General features: G+C 54.9%; 2 protein-coding genes and 1 tRNA gene. 1 reads left to right on the top strand and 2 read right to left on the bottom strand.

What is annotated here, in order from left to right; genetic code table 11:
- Positions 1 to 135: 135 nt before the first annotated feature.
- Entirely contained in the window at positions 136 to 894 is a 759-nt protein-coding gene (locus ACREAY_RS11770) for a hypothetical protein (protein ID WP_431755958.1), read from the bottom strand.
- An 86-nt stretch (positions 895 to 980) separates the two neighbouring features.
- Here ACREAY_RS11770 and ACREAY_RS11765 point away from each other — a divergent pair.
- Positions 981 to 1056, top strand: a tRNA-Glu gene (locus tag ACREAY_RS11765).
- A gap of 172 nt (positions 1057 to 1228) precedes the next feature.
- On the opposite strand, the gene ACREAY_RS11760 is transcribed toward ACREAY_RS11765, so the two are convergent.
- Positions 1229 to 1486, bottom strand: a complete 258-nt coding sequence (locus ACREAY_RS11760; protein ID WP_431755957.1) for a hypothetical protein — start codon at positions 1484 to 1486, stop codon at positions 1229 to 1231.
- Positions 1487 to 1626 lie beyond the last annotated feature (140 nt).

The raw sequence follows: 1626 nt of genomic DNA, 5'->3' as shown, positions 1-1626 counted from the left end.
AAGCCGGCCATGTCCTCTTCCTTCCAGAGGACTTTTTCCCCCTGCGCGAGGAACGGCGTCTAGAAATAGAAACGCGAACGGACCCACTCGCTGCCCTGCAGGTATTCAAACTCAGAGGCCTCAAAATACCTCGCTTCAAGATCCTTGAGCGTGTTCAACTCTCGCACAATCTCTCCGTCCTTGCCGTCGTCTACGTCGATCGTCAGAGAGTGCGACATGCCATCTGTGTAGGAAAGGACGATCTTGCGGTTGTCCTTGCTGCCAAGCAGGCCCTTCTCGGCCTCTGAAAACGGCTCGACGCTCTATCGAGCTTATCGGTATCTCGCGCACCAGAAAATCACCCTTTGTCAGGCGGACAAGGTTGCCGGCCTCTATGGGCACTATGGTCATCCTGTCTGCGAGCGCCTCCTCCCCGCCCTCGACCCTGACGGTGTACTCGCGCCCCTTTATCCGGCCCCCCTCCACCAGCAGCCGAGGCGCGGCCGCCTTGGCCGGCTCGGCCGCTTTGACTGGCGCGGTAGGCAGCCAGGAAGGCGGGGGCGCCTTTTGCTCCGGCACCGGATCGATGCGCTGCACGTCGTCGTACGCCGGCTCTGTGACGCTCACTTTTTTCTCTATTTTTTCAAAGAGCTTGCGGAGCAACTTTTTGTCCATCCTGAACGGGGAAAAGTCATGGACCTCGAGCATGGCACCGTCGTGCTGATCGCGCAGCCTCGCGTAGAACCGAAACGAGAACCGGTTCTGCAGCCACATCGTGCCGGATTCGCCGTCGACGGTAAAGGACTCTGCATTGGCGTACTTTATCTTGGCGTCCATGTCCTTGCATGCCGCCAGCAGCGCGTCGTACGCCGCTTGCTTTGGCGCGTTTATCGAAATCGTGCCTCTTGTTACCATGAGTCCCGCCGCATTACAGGAACACAAGATTATTTCCTTTTCGGCAAAGTTAGGTTTTTATGAAGAGTATAAAGAATGACGTGCAAGCTCCGGTGGTGTAGTCCGGTTAAGCATTTCGCCCTCTCAAGGCGGAGATCCCGGGTTCGAATCCCGGCCGGAGCACTTTTCATAAAATAATAGGTAGGCCACCGATGGCCGCCATGAGGAGCCAGATTATTGCGAAGCCGTGTGGGGTAATGAAGGGATGCTCCGCGGTGGCCTACCAGTGAATCTCAACGGCTGCATGCTTTTACCAGTTGTGAACATTGCTTCCGCGTCAGGATACCGGAAGATGCTAGTCGCCGGGCCTTTTCAATGCTGCGTCCCAATTTTCCGTTTCAACAAACGGCTTGGCTTCAGCGGCCGCGATAATCTGGTCCAGCTGCTCCTTCAGGGCCTCCATGTATCCTTCGATGTAAGGCGCCGCGTAGATAATGTGGGTATAGTCGGCATCAGGGCTGGTAGTTTTAAGAAAGAACCGATGGCCGGAAATTTTTGCTGCATATTCAGTCCGGGCATCGTTACTCCAAATTTCAAGGATTTGGATCATCACCCATGTACGTACGGCATTCTATATGTGGGTCGATTCCATGGCAAGCGGCGAATCTGGCAAAAGCGTCCGAAATAATGCCTGTTTGTTAGGCGTAATTGGCGCAAAAGAGAAGGATAAGGTACATGCAGTCATAGCTAGAT

Source organism: Nitrososphaera sp., assembly GCF_050748925.1.
Classification (GTDB): Archaea; Thermoproteota; Nitrososphaeria; order Nitrososphaerales; family Nitrososphaeraceae; genus Nitrososphaera.
The sequence above is the reverse complement of the archived record's forward strand: the minus strand, read 5'-3'. Positions and strand labels throughout refer to the sequence as shown.